15 protein-coding genes are annotated in these 16,622 nt (G+C 45.4%); 11 read left to right on the top strand and 4 right to left on the bottom strand.

The annotated features are described in order from the left end of the window. Nucleotides 1–407 precede the first annotated feature (407 nt). Nucleotides 408–866 (top strand): hypothetical protein, encoded by a 459-nt coding sequence (locus ACFQ3J_RS09305; RefSeq protein WP_251583383.1) that lies wholly within the window; start codon nucleotides 408–410, stop codon nucleotides 864–866. A 166-nt stretch (nucleotides 867–1,032) separates the two neighbouring features. Here ACFQ3J_RS09305 and ACFQ3J_RS09300 read toward each other — a convergent pair whose 3' ends face one another. Further along, nucleotides 1,033–1,692 carry a hypothetical protein gene (locus tag ACFQ3J_RS09300; protein WP_251583385.1) on the bottom strand — a complete coding sequence of 220 codons (660 nt, stop codon included), beginning with the start codon at nucleotides 1,690–1,692 and terminating at the stop codon, nucleotides 1,033–1,035. Nucleotides 1,693–1,920: 228 nt separating this feature from the next. On the opposite strand from ACFQ3J_RS09300, the gene ACFQ3J_RS09295 reads away from it, so the two are divergent. From ACFQ3J_RS09295 to ACFQ3J_RS09280, 4 genes are all read left to right on the top strand, one after another. Then, nucleotides 1,921–2,595 (top strand): SOS response-associated peptidase, encoded by a 675-nt coding sequence (locus ACFQ3J_RS09295; protein ID WP_091155564.1) that lies wholly within the window; start codon nucleotides 1,921–1,923, stop codon nucleotides 2,593–2,595. Nucleotides 2,596–2,940: 345 nt separating this feature from the next. After that, complete coding sequence (locus tag ACFQ3J_RS09290; RefSeq protein ID WP_091155566.1) at nucleotides 2,941–4,068, top strand: NADH-dependent flavin oxidoreductase; 1,128 nt, start codon at nucleotides 2,941–2,943, stop codon at nucleotides 4,066–4,068. A 145-nt stretch (nucleotides 4,069–4,213) separates the two neighbouring features. Continuing rightward, nucleotides 4,214–4,663: an OsmC family protein gene (locus ACFQ3J_RS09285; protein WP_091155568.1), complete on the top strand. Its 450-nt coding sequence runs from the start codon at nucleotides 4,214–4,216 to the stop codon at nucleotides 4,661–4,663. A gap of 16 nt (nucleotides 4,664–4,679) precedes the next feature. Beyond that, complete coding sequence (locus ACFQ3J_RS09280) at nucleotides 4,680–5,759, top strand: lactonase family protein (protein ID WP_251583387.1); 1,080 nt, start codon at nucleotides 4,680–4,682, stop codon at nucleotides 5,757–5,759. 124 nt (nucleotides 5,760–5,883) lie between these two features. Here ACFQ3J_RS09280 and ACFQ3J_RS09275 read toward each other — a convergent pair whose 3' ends face one another. Then, entirely contained in the window at nucleotides 5,884–7,683 is a 1,800-nt protein-coding gene (locus ACFQ3J_RS09275) for an LTA synthase family protein (RefSeq protein WP_251583658.1), read from the bottom strand. A 461-nt stretch (nucleotides 7,684–8,144) separates the two neighbouring features. Between ACFQ3J_RS09275 and hxlA the strand changes: the two genes are divergently transcribed. The 5 genes from hxlA to ACFQ3J_RS09250 all read left to right on the top strand — a co-directional run bounded on the left by hxlA (nucleotide 8,145) and on the right by ACFQ3J_RS09250 (nucleotide 12,245). Next, nucleotides 8,145–8,777, top strand: coding sequence for a 3-hexulose-6-phosphate synthase (gene hxlA, locus ACFQ3J_RS09270; RefSeq protein ID WP_091155575.1), 633 nt, complete (start codon nucleotides 8,145–8,147; stop codon nucleotides 8,775–8,777). 4 nt (nucleotides 8,778–8,781) lie between these two features. Next, nucleotides 8,782–9,336, top strand: coding sequence for a 6-phospho-3-hexuloisomerase (gene hxlB, locus ACFQ3J_RS09265; RefSeq protein WP_091155578.1), 555 nt, complete (start codon nucleotides 8,782–8,784; stop codon nucleotides 9,334–9,336). Nucleotides 9,337–9,404: 68 nt separating this feature from the next. Beyond that, nucleotides 9,405–9,773 (top strand): winged helix-turn-helix transcriptional regulator, encoded by a 369-nt coding sequence (locus tag ACFQ3J_RS09260; RefSeq protein ID WP_091155579.1) that lies wholly within the window; start codon nucleotides 9,405–9,407, stop codon nucleotides 9,771–9,773. Nucleotides 9,774–9,946: 173 nt separating this feature from the next. Further along, on the top strand, nucleotides 9,947–11,746 hold the full coding sequence (gene pepF / locus ACFQ3J_RS09255) for an oligoendopeptidase F (protein WP_251583659.1): 1,800 nt from the start codon (nucleotides 9,947–9,949) through the stop codon (nucleotides 11,744–11,746). Between the two features lie 100 nt (nucleotides 11,747–11,846). Continuing rightward, nucleotides 11,847–12,245: a DUF2500 domain-containing protein gene (locus tag ACFQ3J_RS09250; protein WP_091155585.1), complete on the top strand. Its 399-nt coding sequence runs from the start codon at nucleotides 11,847–11,849 to the stop codon at nucleotides 12,243–12,245. 93 nt (nucleotides 12,246–12,338) lie between these two features. On the opposite strand, the gene ACFQ3J_RS09245 is transcribed toward ACFQ3J_RS09250, so the two are convergent. Together ACFQ3J_RS09245 and ACFQ3J_RS09240 are read right to left on the bottom strand one after the other, a co-directional pair. Next, complete coding sequence (locus ACFQ3J_RS09245; protein WP_091155588.1) at nucleotides 12,339–13,199, bottom strand: alpha/beta hydrolase family protein; 861 nt, start codon at nucleotides 13,197–13,199, stop codon at nucleotides 12,339–12,341. An 86-nt stretch (nucleotides 13,200–13,285) separates the two neighbouring features. After that, entirely contained in the window at nucleotides 13,286–14,110 is an 825-nt protein-coding gene (locus tag ACFQ3J_RS09240; protein WP_091155591.1) for an alpha/beta fold hydrolase, read from the bottom strand. Between the two features lie 332 nt (nucleotides 14,111–14,442). Between ACFQ3J_RS09240 and ACFQ3J_RS09235 the strand changes: the two genes are divergently transcribed. Further along, a complete protein-coding gene (locus ACFQ3J_RS09235) occupies nucleotides 14,443–16,512 on the top strand; it encodes a bifunctional aldolase/short-chain dehydrogenase (protein ID WP_091155593.1) in 2,070 nt (689 codons plus the stop codon). Nucleotides 16,513–16,622 lie beyond the last annotated feature (110 nt).

The raw sequence follows: 16,622 nt of genomic DNA, 5'->3' as shown, positions 1-16,622 counted from the left end.
GGGCATTCATATATTTATAACATTCTAAATCGGACTCTTCGTTTTTAGCTTCCGTAGAGAATCAGAAATATTTTGGATCTACTATGTATACATATTGTTAGGTTTGTACTACCTCATCGTTTTGGGATGGTATCTCATTAAATACAAGCTATGAAAGCCAGTCGAGTTAGAAGTGCTTCCTGATTCCTATCGAGTCGGCCCACATACGTTCACTGCTTCTGAGATTCAGTTCATAATTATTAAGGGTTACTTTAAGCCATGTGTTGGATTGCAGTTATTTAATAAGAAGAAAACACCCCTATATATGCGTGTCAAATTTCAAGATCAGAAGCAGGAGGATATGATGATGAAAGAGATCAAGGCTATGGCTGAGAAACATCAGATTCCGGTGAAGAGAGGGTATGGAGTTGTTCAATTATAAACCAGAGTTCGTGGTTAGCCATAGAAAAAGAGTCCGCACTTTAGTAATATTTGGAGCGGCAACGCTCTTCATGGGCCTGCTTAATCTGTCACAGTATCGAGAATTGGTTAGTATCCCGTTCATTCTGTATAGTGCAGTTTTTGCTTTTGAAATTATAATCTTGGTTATACAGCTGTCCAAGAAGCCAAAATTATTTAAGCTCGTTAACAATTCTCTGCAGATCGGTGATCGTACTTATAACCCTGAGGATATCAAATCCATTATTATTGAGGAAGCCTACGGTCCAACCATCGCAATTAAACCAAAGGGACGCTGGATTGTACCTGTCATGAATGTTTACCGGGTAACGGAGAGTGCGGATGCTGATGACGTGTTTGAAACGATTCATGAATGGGGAGACAAGTGCAACGTTCCTGTTCTGACGAAACGAATATGGACACTCTAGTCATTATGAGCTTGTGTCTGAGGATTTTGTAAAAATCGAATTATGCAAAACCCTGATAACAAACTCTAAGTCTGCTTCATGCAGATTTAGAGTTTTTTGGTGTGCATTTTTTGTTTTTAGCCATCAACAGATCACGATTCACTCGCTGAATATTTCATAACATAAACTATTTTTGATTCTGATGCCGAATGGTTAGCCAAATGGACAGAATCAGAATCAACTCAAAAATGTTGGTTGCCCCCGAGCTTTCAATAGGTATAGGGATCAGCTGCCCGATAAACAACAGGCCCGTTCCAACAAGAAGCCAAGCCCATTTTTGTCTCATGAGGACGATGATACCTATGACCAGCAGTATGATGCCTACAATGATAACCATAATGGGCGGACCGGTCTGACCCTCTGCGGTGTATCGCAGAACTCCGTACTCGTATGTAGAAGTAAGATGCTGCATCTCGTATAAGGTGGAGGTTACGATCTGATAAACAATGAGACCGGCGGTGGTCAGCCACGCTGCGATTTGTGCAGCTCTATGCTGCCCCCATCTTGCGCCCGAGTACTTCAGAATATCATATCCGACAAGGACAAGTGTAGGCGTAACAAAAGCATGCAGCCAAAAACGAAGACTGCTCAGCGTCACTAACAGCTTGCCTTCCCCAATCGTCTCCCCGGCTGCAATGATTCCGTTATCGTAAGTTAGACTCAGTGCGACAAGAAGTAGGAATACGGGATATTGAAACCATCCCTTCATTCGTGATAGATCGATCGCCATCCAGAAGACAAGGATGAGATAAATGATGCTAATGATCGAATATATCCATAAATCCAATCCGCTTCGCCCCTTACTATTCAGTATGTATTGATATATCTGCCCACAAATCCTATTCACTAGGAACTATTCATCCTGAAACCCCTATTCTTCCACGCCCTGTAATTTCATGAGTGTAGATCAAGCTCTACATGATAGTACAATTAATGATCATTTTCTACAAATTCCATGTATAAATTTCCCTGTGGTCACAAATGATATAGGAAAATACAGGGAGGGAATACAGGAATGTGTAAACGTTATTCACTGGCTGCAGATTTAGATGAGGTGCGTGATCACTTTGCGATACAGCGAGTTATGTACTATTACAAAAACCGTTACAACATTAGTCCGACGCAGCATGCTCCGATTATTCTCTATGAGGATGGAGAACGTATCATGGATGAGTATCGCTGGGGATTTATTCCTTTTTGGGGCAAGGATGCTGTTAATGCCGACTTAATGTCCGTTAGTGAGAATGTTACTTACCGCAAGATGGTGGAACAGAGACGATGTGTTATCCCTTGCAATGGTTTTTATTATTGGCGCCAGGAAGGCAAGCGCAGATATGCGGTACGGGTGGTTATGCCGGATCGCTCCATGTTCGGCATTGCCGGATTGTACGAGGTATGGAAGGATACGAGGAAGCAGCCACTCCGTACTTGTACGATGCTGATGGCAGATGCGAACATGACCATTCGTGAGTTTGATTCCCGGATGCCGGCCATTCTAACGCCAGATCAGATCGATGCGTGGCTTGATCCGAATATGACGGAAATGCATCAGATGCTGCCAATGATCAGATCATTTCGAGATACTTTAATGGATGTATATCCTGTAACACCGCTCGCCTTCAATGATAATCATGATTCACTTGAATGTGTCAAGGAAGTGGATATGCAAAGAGCGTTGGTCAAAAGTTAACACGTTAACGTCAATTTCACACATACGATTACGAGGAGTCTGGTCTGCATAGTAATGCGGGTCGGACTTTTGATGTTTTTTGATTTCATAAGGGGATAAAAAGTACAATAATAGCCGAATTTAAGCAAAAATGTCGAAGGTATAGTCCATTAGACTGGATCATGTGATCTCAGCGCAGGACCGAAGCAACTTGATAGAGTGAAATTAAGTTACTATACTTGTTTCAGTAGGATACTTGTAGTTGGTAAGCTCATTAGTGGATTTGTAAGTTCTTAAATGGGTGAATATCTTACTTAATATCTTACTTATACGAAATGAAGATATAGATTAAAGGAGTGGGAGAGAATGAATTCAAAATACAGTCCAATTTTTGAGAAAGTGACTTTACCGAATGGCATTATTCTAAAAAATAAAATCGTCATGGCACCGATGACACATTCATCCTCTAATGAAGATGGTACGGTATCCGATGCAGAGCTTGCTTACTATGCTCGCCGTTCTGGAGGAGCTGGGATGGTAGTCACAGCGGTTACTTATGTGACGGAGAATGGAAAAGGGTTCGCCCACCAATTCTCGTCTACAGACGATTCCTTTATTCCGAGTCTGACCAAGCTGGCAAGTGCCATTAAAGAGCAGGGTGCCAAAGCAGTGCTGCAAATTTTCCATGGGGGTCGTTTATGCCCTCCAGATGCTGTTGGCGGAGATGTTGTAGCACCAAGTGCGGTAGCGAGTGAACAACCAGGCTCCCCTATGCCACGAGAACTCTCTGAACCCGAGATCGAGAGCATCATTCAAGATTTTGGTGAAGCGACGCGCCGTGCGATTGCTGCAGGATTTGACGGTGTGGAAATTCACGGTGCTAACGGATATCTCATTCAGCAATTTGTGTCACCGCATTCCAATCGAAGAGAAGATCGCTTCGGAGGAGATGCACATCAGCGGCTTACTTTTCCACTGGAAGTAATAGACCGCGTTCAGGCTGCTGTTCAAGAGCATGCCAAAGCTCCGTTTATTGTAGGATACCGTTTCTCACCAGAAGAGCCGGAAACTCCGGGGCTCACAATGGAGGAAACCTTTATTTTGCTTGATGCAATCAAAGAGAAGAATTTGGATTATATCCATGTATCCTTGAATGACTTCTGGTCGAAGCCAAGACGAGGGGCAGATGACTCCAAATCAAGAATGGAGTGGATTCTGGAACGAGTAGGCGGCAAAACGCCGGTTATTGGAATTGGGCAGATTCATACGCCAGATGATGCCTTGGCAGCTCTTAAGACGGGAGTACCTATGCTCGCGCTTGGACGTGAACTGATTATTGAACCGGACTGGGTGGAGAAGATTGAATCAGGCAACGAAGAGCACATCGCGGTAAACCTAACGAAATTGGACCAGGAAAGACTGGTCATTCCCGATCCACTGTGGAATATGATCATGAATGTACCTGGATGGTTCCCTGTCGTGGATTCGGAGTAATACAACATTACTGCAAAGGAATTAGCTTATTATCTGCCGGGAAGGACACTCGCTCGAGTCTTCCCGGCTGTTCATGCGTTAAGACTAGTTATTGCTCTTCCATAGACAGGCTATGGTATGATAGGAAGGATTGGAGGTTAACAATATGAAGCATCCCTTTATACTTAATGCTGTCTGGAATGGCGGCAGGAACAGCGATGGTACCATTGAGGCGGGTCAGTTGAAGACACAGATATCCATCCCGAAGGAAATGGGGGGACCTGGCGTTGGAACCAATCCGGATGAAATGCTGCTGGGAGCTGCGGCAACCTGCTACCTCATTACCCTGGCGGCTATGCTGGAGCGTTCATCTCTGGAAACTGAGAGCCTTACTTTGACCTCTGAGGCGACAGTGGATGTGACCAATAATATCTTTACCTACGAAGCGATTAGGCATGCTCCTGTCGTAACCTTAACGTCAACAGCGACACAGGACGATATGGATAAAGCAATTCGTATTGCACACAAAGCCGAAAGCTCCTGTATGATCTCAAGAGCTGTAGCTGGGAACGTATCCATACAAACAGAGCCAACGGTGCTCATAGCAAGCAATTAAGGAGGAAATATACAAAATGACAGCACAATCTAGACTTCTCGTATTTACGGGCTCTTATTCAGAAGCAAGTGATCCTGGTATTCATGTATATGCATTAAGTGAACAAGCGGGCGAGCTCCGTCTGTTATCTGAGACATCCGGAGTGAAGAATCCGACATTTCTTCATGTCGATACCGAACATCTGCGTGTTTATGCCATTGGTGAAATGACTACGGCAGAGGGAGCCAAGGCTGGGGAAGTGCTTGCTTATGCCATTCATCCCGAGCAAGGCGAGCTCACGTTAATGAACCGGACCCAATCGGCAATTGCTCCAACCTGTCATGTGCAGATGGACCCGCAACATCAATATTTGCTCATTTCCAGTTACCACGGCGGAGCAGTAAGTCTCGTATCGCTAAATGTTGATGGAAGTGTGGGACAAATGGTGGATTCCAAGCAGCATTCAGGCAAGGGTGCTCATCCAGAGCGTCAGGATCGACCGCATGTGCATTCCGCATTTTTCTCACCGGATGGGAAGTATATTATGGTTCAGGATCTTGGACTAGATAAAATATACGTCTACACAATTGACCGTGAACAACACAAGCTGGTTCTGCACCGTGAAGTGAGCACGCATGCGGGAGCGGGCCCACGACATTTCGTCTTCCATCCGAATGCAAAATTTGCATATGTGATTAATGAAGTGGATTCTACCGTTACTTTCTTTACATATGATGCAGAAGAAGGTTCATTGACCGGACAGCAAACCCTGTCCACACTACCAGAAGAAGGGTTTGATGGGGAGAACACTTGCGCGGAAATTACCGTTTCCAAGGATGGGCGGTTCCTATACGGATCCAATCGCGGTCATGACACCATCGTGGTGTATGCGATCTCTGAGGACGGCACTCTGAGCACTGTACAGCATATTTCTACTGAAGGCGGGCATCCACGCCACTTTGCACTGACCCCTGCCGGCGATCAGCTGCTTGCAGCGAATCGTGACAGCAACAATATTGTTCTCTTCCAAGTAGACCAGGACAATGGTCAATTGAGCTATACAGGCAAACAGATCACTTCTCCGAAGCCTGTTTGTGTATGGCCTGTATATATGTAACATGTTCTGTTGGCAATACATGTAATACCTTGCTGTATACGTTGTATATGTTATAGAGCATGATCAAAAAAGGCATCTGATCCTTCCTCATACAGATGGAGGGGACAGATGCCTTTTTGACTTTCTATTCCTTTAGAGGGAGCTGCAGAATGTAGCTGTTGGATAAATGCATCAGCTCTAATGCATTATAGAATTCTTCCTCGGATGCTTGTGATTTACTGCTGTTCGTTCCATTCAGCTTGTGATGCCAACCATCCTCAAACCCACTTCCAGAGATAAAGACTTCACTGCTGTTGACAAATGAACCGGTCGGCAGGTAATAACGCTGCGGAAGCAGGTTGTATTCTTTATTCACGAACAGATCCTGACCAAAGTGCAGATGTTCATCTAATGAGATGCCGAGCAGACCAGCTAGTGTCGGCATTATGTCTGCCTGGCCGCCAACCTGCTTCTGTTCTCCAGCCGGCATATCATCTGAAGAAGTAATGATGAACGGAATATTAATCATGTCGGGATAGTCATAAGGATGACCGAGCACCTCCTCCAGCAATACTAAATCTTCCTCATTTAGTGAGGTGGTAGGGAGTCCCAAGTGATCTCCGTACAGCAGGACAATACTATTATCCCAGATTCCGCGATTCTTCAAATCCTCAATAAATTTACCAAGCTCACGATCTGCATAGTTCTGTGAACGGATATAATCACCAACCAGAGTATTGTCGAATCGTTCAGGCAGGGTGATGCCGACTTTTTCCTCAGGCAAAGTAAAAGGGTGATGAGCCGTCATCGAGATGACATGAGCATAAAACGGGTTATCCGCCTGATCCATTTTCTCGAGTTCTTCCGCTGTTTTGCGATATAGAACATCGTCGGATGCTCCGAAGTATACGGTATCTTCTTCGCCGAAGAAGGATTTATCATAGTAGCGGTCAAATCCGAGAGAGCTGTACAGCTCGCCACGGTTCCAGAACTCTACGACATTCGTATGGAATGTGGTAGTCGTATATCCATGCTCCTTGAGCAGCCGGGGCAGACTCGGCAATTCCTGTTCAACATACCTTTGTACAGCCGCTCCGTCAGGAGGGATGTAATAAGACGTATTTACAACAAATTCGGCATCCGATGTGTTCCCTTGGCCTACTTGCTGATAGAAATTCGGGAAGTATGCGTTATTTTTGAACAATTCATTCAGGTTGGGCGTAATTTCCATACCGCCGATATTGAGATTGATGAGGAAATTCTGAAACGATTCCAGCTGAATGATAATGACGTTCTTGTCCTTGGCAATGCCTTCTAAACCAGAAGGTGCAGAGGTCGGGTCGATTCCTTTTAATTCATTGATTCGTTCTTGGGTGATGCTTGAGACAGGCACCAGTTCAGGCTCTTCTTGATCCAGCAGGGTATAGGCTTCGTAATTGAATATGCCCATGTTCTCTGCCTTGACAACCTCATTAAATCCACCCCGATTGATATAAATATGGAGCGAAGAAACAATGAGCGATACACAGAATAAGGAGGCAATCAGCTTCTTGTTCACTGGTCTGAGAATCGCCTGCTTCCAGTCGGCAGCTGCCTTGCTGCGAATGAGCAGAATCCCGAATACGATGATATCCGTGAAGATCAGCAGGTATTGTGGATCAATAAGAGAGAATACACTATTGCTGACAGCGGTGACCTGATTCACCTGCTCAAGTGCCTTATACGTAGCGATCACACCATAGTATTTGTAATAGATAATGACAGCAAAAAAGATCGCGGTAAGCAGCAGGTTGAAAATCGTATAAACCATGAGTTTCCTCTTCGTGGCAAACCATTCAATCAAACAGAAAATGATAAGTACAAAGGGAAGCTCCTTCAGCATGGTGGTCCAGGAGGGTCCATTCTCAAATACTCCGAACCAAGCAATATAGCTCTTGAGCAGCATAATAAGAGAGAAGAACAGAAGCGATCGTGAACAGATCAATCGGATCGCGGCAACGCTTCTCTGATAAATCGAGGATTTCTCCTCAGGTTGATAGTGTGGAGAAGGCTCATTAAGAGCCTTCGCTTCTTCGACAGGTGGTTTCATGAATATTAGCTTGCCAACGCGCGTTAAACAGATGGCAAGTGTTTCCCCTCCCCATTACATTCTATGAAACTATTACAAATGAGCTATAACAAGACAGTAAAGCAATTATAGTATAGCTGATTCTTTTTTATCAAATCTGACTGATTCGATTTCATTTCATGAGGTATGAAATGGATTCACAGACCAAACAGAAAAGCCTGACATGACACATTAGTTACTTCGAGGTAACTACACCACTTCAAAGTGCGTACTTCCTCATTGGTAATCAACAGTTATAAGATATGGTTTGTAATCAATGATAAGGAGAGATGTTAGATATGAAATTACAGCTGGCACTTGATCTGGTAGATATTCCGCAGGCAATTGAAGTCGTTAGAGAAGTGGAGCCTTATATCGATATTGTGGAAATCGGTACACCTGTTGTTATTAATGAAGGCCTGCGCGCCGTAAAAGAAATGAAGGCAGCATATCCTAATCTGGAGGTGCTTGCAGATCTCAAAATTATGGATGCCGGCGGATATGAGATTATGAAGGCATCAGAAGCAGGCGCTGACATTATTACTGTTCTTGGTGCAACAGATGATATGACGATTAAGGGTGCAGTAGAGGAAGCGAAGAAGCAAGGAAAACAAATCCTGGTTGACATGATCAACGTCAAAGATATTGAAACCCGTGCGAAAGAAATTGACGAGCTCGGTGTGGATTACATCTGCGTGCATACAGGATATGACCTCCAGGCTGTAGGCAAGAACTCCTTTGAAGATCTTCAAACGATCAAAAAAGCAGTGACTCGTGCCAAAACAGCGGTTGCTGGCGGAATCAAGCTAGATAGCTTGCCTGAAGTGATTGCAGCAGGTCCAGACCTTGTTATTGTGGGCGGCGGCATTACGGGCCAGGAAGATAAAAAAGCAGTTGCAGCCGAAATGCAGCAGCTGATCAAGCAAGGCTAAGAGAATGACAAATAGAAACGAAGCACAATTGATATTGAATGAGCTTAAGCAAGTGATCTCTCTGCTGGATACTGCTGAGATGGATCAGGCTGTGTCTCTGATTCAGCAGTCGAAACGGGTCTTCGTCGCCGGAGCAGGACGTTCTGGCCTGATGGGGAGAGCCTTCGCCATGCGGTTAGCTCATCTTGGTATTACAGCGTATGTTGTTGGGGAAACAACGACTCCGAGTATAGATAAGGATGATTTGCTGGTATTATGTTCAGGCTCAGGGGAAACGAGAAGTCTTGCAGCTATGGGTGAGAAGGCGAAGCTGCTTGGTGCATCGCTGCTTGTGCTTACAACGAATCCGAAATCTACCTGCGGTCAGCTCGCAGATGGAGTTATTCATATTCAAGCAAAGGCGAAGGAAGAACAAGGAAACACCGAATCATTACAGCCGATGGGCTCACTCTTCGAGCAATCCTTACTGATCAGTCTGGACGGGCTGATTCTTACCCTTATGAATCAGCTGGGCATGAGTGCTGAGCAGATGTTCCATCGGCATGCGAATCTCGAATAGCGCCTCATGCACCTCTTTTGCTGAGTAATGTCATGATGTAGTACAATGCTTAGGAAGGGGGTATGCAAGTGGCATCCGAAGTAAAAGAGAGAATTAATCTAAAGGAAATTAACTGCGAGAAGGAGCTGACGCTTGCGGTCATCGGCGGCAAGTGGAAGCTGATTATCCTCTGGCATCTTGGTCTCGAAGGGACAAAGCGCTTTAGTGAACTGAAGAAGTTGATCCCGCACATTACTCAAAAAATGCTGACCAACCAGCTCCGTGAACTGGAAGAGGATCTCCTTATTCACCGTAAGGTATATGCCGAGGTTCCCCCTCGTGTAGAATATTCGCTCACAGATCATGGTCAGAGTCTTATGCCTGTCCTGCGATTGATGTATGATTGGGGCAAGCATTATGGAGATACTGTGATCTGGAAGGACGGCAAACCGGAGTAAAAAGTATAATTGAACAACAGTTTATGAATACAGTGGATTCTCTCTATGAATTTAGAGAGAATCCACTTTTTTATAGCAAAATTTAAGAGATTACAGGATTTTATATGATACAATGGGATTTATTGGTGCTATACAATGGTCAATAAATCGCTGAGGAGAGGTGTATTTGAGTGATGTCCAAAATTTTAACCCGGCAAGAAGTAGAGCTTGAAGCAACATGGAATCTGAAAGATATATTTGAGACGAAGGAAGCTTGGGAGAAGGAACTAAACGATGTACAACAAGATATTTCCTCTGTAACTCAATACGAAGGAAGACTGAATGAAGGCGCTGATGTGCTGCTGGCCTGCTTGATTGCTCAGGAGGAGATCCAAGTGAGAATTGGCAGAATCGGTGCATACGCCCAGCTGGATTTGGCGGGAGACAGCATTAATTCAGAGAATCAGATCAATGCCGCGAGAGCCAGAGATGCTGCTTCTGCCATTGGTTCGGCGCTATCCTTTGTGAAGTCCGAAATTCTGTCGCTTCCGGACAGAACCATTGAAGATTACATAGAGAAACAACCCGCGCTCAAAGATTTTGAACGCAGTCTCGGATTGCTTCTCAAGACCAAGCCGCATCGGCTTAGTGCGGAAACGGAGAAAGTCCTAACCTCCTTTGGAGAAGTAATAGGAGCCCCTTATCGTATATATGAACGAAGCAAATTGGCGGATATGACCTTCCGTACAGCAGAAGACGGACGGGGAGAAGAAGTTCCGGTATCATTTGCATTGTATGAGAATAAATATGTAGAATCCGCGGACACAGATTTGCGCCGGAATGCATTTAAAGCGTTCAGTGAAACGCTCCACAAATACCGCAACACCTTCGCTGAAGCATACGGTACAGAAGTAAAGCGTCAGGTTATCGAGTCCCGACTGCGTGGATATGATTCGGTTACCGAGATGTTATTAACGCCGCAGCAAGTGACAACGGAGATGTATCACAACATTCTTGACATCTTGCAGGAAGAGCTTGCACCTCATATGCGAAGATACGCTGCGCTTAAGAAAAGGGTGCTAAACCTGGATGAAATGACATTCGCTGATCTGAAAGCTCCGCTGGACCCTGACTTCAGTCCTGGAATTACTTATAAGGAAGCCGGAGAGCTCATCAAGGAAGCCTTGTCTATTCTTGGGCCTGAATATGGAGAGATCGTGGCGGACGCATTTGCAAACCGATGGGTGGATTATGCAGACAATGCAGGGAAACGAACGGGTGCCTTCTGTATGTCTATCCCGGGTGTACATTCCTATATCCTGATCAGCTGGGCGGATAATATGCGAGGTGCATTTACGCTTGCTCATGAAGTAGGGCATGCCGGCCATCTTATGCTCGCGAACAAGTATCAGCGTCCGACCAATTCCAGACCTTCACTCTATTTCATCGAAGCGCCTTCGACCATGAATGAGCTGCTCCTGGCAGATCACTTGCTGCAGCGTTCTCATGATCCAAGAATGCGCCGCTGGGTTATTTCGCAATTGCTTGGGACTTATTTCCATAATTTCGTGACTCATCTGCTTGAAGGAGAGCTCCAGCGTCAGGTTTATGACCTCGCGATGGATAATGTACCGCTGACGGCTGTTAAATTATGCGAGCTCAAAGGGAATATTCTGTCCAGCTTCTGGGGAGAAGATGTTGTCATTGATGAATATGCCCAATTGACGTGGATGCGCCAGCCGCATTACTACATGAGCTTGTACCCTTATACGTATGCTGCAGGCTTAACAGCTTCAACCGCTGTAGCTCAGTTGATCAGAGAAGAAGGCCAGCCGGCCGTAGACCGCTGGTTAGAGGTTCTCAAAGCTGGCGGTTCCATGAGCCCGCTTGAGCTAATGAAGCTGGCAGGGGTCGATATGTCACGGCCAGATCCGATTCGAAGTGCGGCAGCCTATGTCGGCTCACTGATCGATGAATTAGAGAGCCTGTATTAATTAAATAGAGAAAGGTCGTCGAGAAAAGGTGTTTAGTTCTAGACCGTTTATGAATGTAGAGCCCGTTAATATGAGGACTTTCTTTAATGAGGTTCCAGATATGCACGGTGATGGATTTTTTGGAGGCTTCCTTGGTGGAGCACCGCCGTTGTTCAATATTGTCTTTACAGTGATTTCACTTGTCATTGGAGGTTCAATATTATATGCCATCATTAACGGAATCAGTGTCTGGAGTAAGAATAATGCAGCCGAGCAAATGACAGAAGAAGCACGAGTGCTGACGAGAAGAACGTATGTGAGCGGTGGATCAGGAGATTCGAGTGCAAGAACGAGTTATTATATAACGTTTGAGCATGCCAATGGACAGCGTACAGAGCTGCAGGTGAAGGCTGAGGACTACGGATTGATTGTTGAGGGCGACCGCGGTATGTTGAGCTGCCAAGGAACAAGGTTTCTCGGATTCGAGAGATTGCGTCCGGTAAGCTCAGACCAGATATAATGGAAGAGGAGGCACATTCCCGACTATCGGGACGTCCTCCTCTTATTTTGTCTATATTGCTGCCAGGAATCATAAGAGAGAGCGATTTACGGATTAAAGTACAGCCTCGTGTGGCTCTGCTCCGATCCAGTCAAACATCCGTGATATGGCAGCCTGATGAAGCTCTCCCGGGAAATGATGACCAAGACCTTCATAACGATGAAAATCTACATCATCTCGTGAACGGTTTAATAGATCGAACAATTTCTCTCCTTGACGAAATGAGACTTGTACATCATCGGTTCCATGCACGATCAGAATCGGACAAGGGATCTGTTCTGCGATGGATAGGGGAGAGCGCTCCAGGTAAGCATCCGGAAGCTTCCAAGGAGGACCTCCAATCACTCGTTTAAACATACGTCTAAGGTCAACTCGATCCTCATAAGTCTGAGTCATGTCGGATACACCGCTCCACAAGACAAGCTTATGTATACTGGGCATTTCTAGAGCGGTATAAGCCGCATTGATTGCCCCTCTGGAGAATCCCATAATACTGATCTGTTCGGGATCAACGAAGGGAAGCTCTGACAATAACCGAACTGCAGCGTATACATCATGTTTATCCTCTCCGCCAAACAAATCCCGGCCTTCACCGCCTTCTGTTCCACGATACGAAGGGGCAAATACGATGTGATCGTGTTTCGAGAATTCCTCAACCCAATGGGTTCTCACCTTGCCGAAGTTGCCAATTCCGCCGCGACAATATATAAATACAGGCCATTTCTTTGATGTAAATTCCTTATTGTTTTCTTGGTGTAAGGTACTCGTCAGTTGAATGGCAGGCTGCTCATCCGAACTAAACCTGCCATGCAGCATATCTCTTGCCGCCGATTCCGATAACTGAAATCCCAAGGGCAGGCTGAGATATCCTTTGACCTGAAGTCCCTGGGACAGATACGTAACATGATAGATCATCGCTCTCATCACCTTTGGTCTAGTTGTTTAGCTTGTATATTATACCCTTGTTCTCATAGTGATTAAACGAAAGAACGATGATCTCTTCAGCGATTTTTCAAAAATGACAGCAAGGTGGAAAGAAATCTTTCCTTCTCATCATAAATGAGATGATGCCCACTTTGCTCAAATCGGTAAATGAGCGATCCGGGAATTTCCTGCTGCATGGCTACGGCTGCTGCGAATGGAACGACTTGATCGTGAATGCCGTGAAAAATACCAGTGGGCACATCTATATATGTAACATCTTCAGACAAATCCTCATCACGAAGTGCAACCGCTGTTTGAATAAGCGCATACGAGGCACTCTCCATACAATTGTGCAGAAACCAGTTTCGATATTCTGGACTTACATAACGGTGAAATAACGTTCCCGAAAAATCGGTTATCGCTTGCGGCAGGTCTTGATGCAGCTGCTCAATCAGCTGGTCAATCATAGGAACCGGGAGCCCGAAGGGGGACTCTTCATCTCTCTTAGCAAAGACAGGGGCAGCTGCGGATACCAGCAGAAGCTTATCAATTTTCGAACCATGATGATATTTGGACATATATCGGATCGCCACCGAACCTCCCAATGAATATCCGACGAGTATGACATTCTTCAGGTCCAGCGTATCAATGATGACGGACAAGTCTTCTGCCATTCGATCGTATTGATAACCATGCCAAGGCTTATCTGATTTGCCGAATCCTCTAAAATCAAGGCCGATACAGCGAAACCGGTGATGAGGCAGGATTTGATAGGCATAATCAAAGACCCGATGATTGCCCGGCCACCCGTGCAAGAACATGAGGGTATGTCCATTTCCGTCATCCTGTGGACGCAGGTCTTCAACATACAGTTTTACACCGGATTCCACCTCAATGAACATGCTCTTCGCTCACTCCTTCTAATGGAAATTTAGAACTATTCCTAATTTATGCGCAGCGTATGAGGACAATGCGGCAGAGTTGCAGTTCCGTATTTGATATAGCAAGCTTTAGATTACGCCTGATGCTCTAAGCAATCAAGATGAATGAAAATCAATTTGAAGCATGCAAGTCCAAGGAAGGTTTTCTTTGAAACAAACATTTGTTATGTTGTTTTTATTTGTTTTATACTATAAAAATCAAAAAAATAATCATATTCAAACCAAAATAAAAGTGATATACTCCCATTAAGCGTTTACAACAGTATAAAAACAACATTTCGGGAGGATCGATCATGGTTCAGAATCTGTGGGATGAATCTAATGCAGGACAATTAAACGAAGGACTCGAAAGGTTAGTATATCGTTCGAATTTGATTGGGTCGGATCGGAGGGTGTGTAACTGGGGTGGTGGAAATACTTCCAGCAAGACGGTTATCCAGGATTTTCGCGGAAGAGATGTTGAAGTCATGTATGTTAAGGGAAGCGGATCTGATCTTGCTACGATGAAATCTGGTCATTTTACCGGTCTCCGCCTGGACGATATCCGGCCGCTGATGGAGAGAGATGAGATGACGGACGAGGACATGGTCGCTTATCTAGCCAACTGTATGATTGAAGCGAAGCATCCGCGTGCCTCGATTGAAACCCTGCTGCATGCCTTTATACCATATCCTCATGTTGATCATACACACCCGGATTCCATTATCAGTATCTGCTGTGCGGATAACGGCCGTGAAATAGCGAAGGAAATCTTCGGAGACCGGTTCGTATGGGTTCCCTATGTTCGTCCTGGATTCACTTTATCCAAGATGATTGCAGAAGGAGTTATAAGTAACCCGCAGGCGGAGCTCGTTCTTATGGAGAAACATGGTCTTGTCACATGGGGGAGCACCTCGGAAGAAGTTTATGCGAAGACCATTCGTATCATTAATGAAGCGGAGAGCTATATAGAATCTAAAGTAGATGAGGCCAGTCTGTTTGGGGGAGCCCAATATGATGCGCTGCCTCAACAGGTCAGGAAGGATATTGCAGCGCAGATTATGCCGCTTATTCGGGGAGCTGTCAGCGATGAGAAGAAGATGATCCTGACCTTTGACGATGCAGAGGATGTTCTTCAGTTCGTAAATGGCAGGGATTCAGCCGAGCTGTCTCAGGTTGGAGCGGCATGCCCGGATCATCTAGTACATACCAAGGTTGTTCCGCTCTTCGTGAACTGGACTCCAGATGCGGAGGATGTGACAGGACTGAGGGAGCTTGTTGGTTCAGCCATTAAGGATTATAAAGAGAACTACAAACTATATTTTGAACGCAATAAACATGAAGGTGACGTCATGTTTGAAGCCGCTCCACGAGTTATTCTAATTCCAGGTATCGGTATGATTAATACAGGCAAGAGCTGGTCCAATTCCAAAGTAAGCGGTGCACTGTATCATCGTGCTATTGCTGTGATGAGGGGTGCTACCACGCTTGGGCAATTCGTATCACTCAGCGAGAACGAATCCTATAATGTAGAGTATTGGCCGCTTGAGCTGTATAAATTGTCGCTGGCACCGGCAGAGACGGAATTCTCAAGAAAGGTTGCGCTTATTACAGGCGGAGCAGGAGGAATCGGCAGCGAAACAGCGAGACTGCTCGTATCCGAAGGAGCCCATGTTATACTTGCTGATCTAAATTTGGAAGGGGCTCAGAAGGTAGCTGACGAAATAAACAGTCAGTATGGGGAACATCGAGCTATTCCTGTTCAGATGGATGTAACCAGTGAAGAGCAGATTCACAGAGCATACGCGGAAACCGCACTTACCTACGGTGGAGTCGATATTATTGTGAATAATGCTGGACTCGCCACTTCCAGTCCTTTTGATGAAACGTCACTCAAGGAATGGAACCTCAATATCAATGTTCTGGGAACAGGTTATTTCCTCGTTGCACGCGAAGCCTTCAAACTAATGAAGGAGCAGGGTATCGGGGGCAGCATGGTGTTTATCGGCTCGAAAAACTCCATTTATGCCGGCAAGAATGTCACCGCCTATAGCTCCGCCAAGGCGCTTGAAGCACATCTTGCCCGCTGCATCGCAGCAGAAGGTGGAGAATACGGTATCCGTGTCAATACCATTCTGCCGGATGCCATTCTGCAAGGGTCAGCGATCTGGAATTCCAACTGGCGCAATGAACGTGCGGCTGCCTATGGCATTGAGCCAGATCAACTGGAGGAGCATTATCGCAAGCGTACAACGCTGCTCGTCAATATTTATCCTAGGGACATAGCGGAAGGCGTTGCTTTCTTTGCCTCATCTAAGGCCGAAAAAACAACAGGCTGCATGCTCACCATTGACGGAGGGGTGACGGCTGCATTCACACGTTAATTATTGAATTTGACGTTCAATACACCGCGCATCTCGGAGGATTTATATTCGACTGCTTGAATGATCCGGTACATCTTCCGAGGGCGTGTTCCATTTTCTTTTATCACATA

This window comes from Paenibacillus provencensis (assembly GCF_042678545.1).
In the GTDB taxonomy this organism is placed as follows: Bacteria; Bacillota; Bacilli; order Paenibacillales; family Paenibacillaceae; genus Paenibacillus; species Paenibacillus provencensis.
This window is presented reverse-complemented; position numbering and strand designations above follow the sequence as displayed.

Excerpts from the sequence above, each read along its gene's own strand:
- ACFQ3J_RS09295 (WP_091155564.1), top strand. The coding sequence starts at position 1,921 with ATGTGTAAACGTTATTCACTGGCTGCAGATTTAGATGAGGTGCGTGAT.
- ACFQ3J_RS09290 (WP_091155566.1), top strand. The coding sequence starts at position 2,941 with ATGAATTCAAAATACAGTCCAATTTTTGAGAAAGTGACTTTACCGAAT.
- ACFQ3J_RS09285 (WP_091155568.1), top strand. The coding sequence starts at position 4,214 with ATGAAGCATCCCTTTATACTTAATGCTGTCTGGAATGGCGGCAGGAAC.
- ACFQ3J_RS09280 (WP_251583387.1), top strand. The coding sequence starts at position 4,680 with ATGACAGCACAATCTAGACTTCTCGTATTTACGGGCTCTTATTCAGAA.
- ACFQ3J_RS09275 (WP_251583658.1), bottom strand. The coding sequence starts at position 7,683 with ATGCTGCTCAAGAGCTATATTGCTTGGTTCGGAGTATTTGAGAATGGA.
- hxlA (WP_091155575.1), top strand. The coding sequence starts at position 8,145 with ATGAAATTACAGCTGGCACTTGATCTGGTAGATATTCCGCAGGCAATT.
- hxlB (WP_091155578.1), top strand. The coding sequence starts at position 8,782 with ATGACAAATAGAAACGAAGCACAATTGATATTGAATGAGCTTAAGCAA.
- pepF (WP_251583659.1), top strand. The coding sequence starts at position 9,947 with ATGTCCAAAATTTTAACCCGGCAAGAAGTAGAGCTTGAAGCAACATGG.
- ACFQ3J_RS09250 (WP_091155585.1), top strand. The coding sequence starts at position 11,847 with ATGCACGGTGATGGATTTTTTGGAGGCTTCCTTGGTGGAGCACCGCCG.
- ACFQ3J_RS09245 (WP_091155588.1), bottom strand. The coding sequence starts at position 13,199 with ATGATCTATCATGTTACGTATCTGTCCCAGGGACTTCAGGTCAAAGGA.
- ACFQ3J_RS09240 (WP_091155591.1), bottom strand. The coding sequence starts at position 14,110 with ATGTTCATTGAGGTGGAATCCGGTGTAAAACTGTATGTTGAAGACCTG.
- ACFQ3J_RS09235 (WP_091155593.1), top strand. The coding sequence starts at position 14,443 with ATGGTTCAGAATCTGTGGGATGAATCTAATGCAGGACAATTAAACGAA.